At 64.1% G+C, this 699-nt stretch carries 2 protein-coding genes; both read right to left on the reverse strand.

Annotation, left to right across the window (positions count from 1 at the left end):
• Nucleotides 1–382 (reverse strand): hypothetical protein (locus EOD15_RS35120; protein WP_148129847.1); only part of this gene is annotated, 382 nt, incomplete at its 3' end.
• Nucleotides 379–546 (reverse strand): phosphoadenosine phosphosulfate reductase family protein, encoded by a 168-nt coding sequence (locus tag EOD15_RS35125; protein ID WP_206618713.1) that lies wholly within the window; start codon nucleotides 544–546, stop codon nucleotides 379–381. The genes EOD15_RS35120 and EOD15_RS35125, both read right to left, overlap by 4 nt.
• Nucleotides 547–699 lie beyond the last annotated feature (153 nt).

Consider the following 699-nt stretch of genomic DNA (forward strand, 5'->3'; position numbering starts at 1 on the left):
GTTCGGCCCTGACGCACAGCCGTGGCAGCCTGTCGAACGCTCCTGGATCCTGCCGGACTTCCATCTGCGCGCCCTTCGGCAGCAGCCACTGGCCATCGACCAGGAACTGCCACTGCTCGGTTACCACCAGCGTCTGCTTTCGTGTCCGTGTGCCCGTCGGCACGAGCACCCCTTTTATCGTGAGAAGCGGCTTTTCTTCGAGGTTCGACAGAAGCTCGGCGCGCACCACCGGCCCGACGTTCCAGGACTCTGGCGGCGGGAGATCCTTCATGTGCGAGACCATCCAGACCGCCCCGCCCAGGAGCAGGCTAACCACGCAGCCAATCAGCACGAAAGGCAGCACATTCCTCGGAGAAATCTTTCCATCGCCGTGCCCGCTCATGCCTCTTCCCCGGCACGCTTATGGGCGTCGTATACGCGCTGATCCTCGTTGCCGGTGTCGGCGAACACCGCACGGAACGGCCGACCAAGCTCGATGGCGCGCAGGTATACAGCCGCGCTGTCCTTGCCGCCGGAGACGTTCACCAGGTGCTGGACGCGGCTCATTAGCCCACCGCCTGGCTGTCGATCAGGGCGCGTTCCGCGTCCGTGCCGTACTTGGCAACCCACCGTCCCAGCCCGGTGAACTCCAGTTCTCCGTCTCTGATCGCCGAGCGGATGATGCTCTCGCGGCCACAGCCATTGAGAATTTCTCCGTAC

The organism is Mesorhizobium sp. M7A.T.Ca.US.000.02.2.1 (genome assembly GCF_003996995.1).
GTDB lineage: Bacteria > Pseudomonadota > Alphaproteobacteria > Rhizobiales > Rhizobiaceae > Mesorhizobium.

Coding starts and splice junctions, on each gene's coding strand:
- EOD15_RS35125 (WP_206618713.1), bottom strand. CDS start 546: ATGAGCCGCGTCCAGCACCTGGTGAACGTCTCCGGCGGCAAGGACAGC.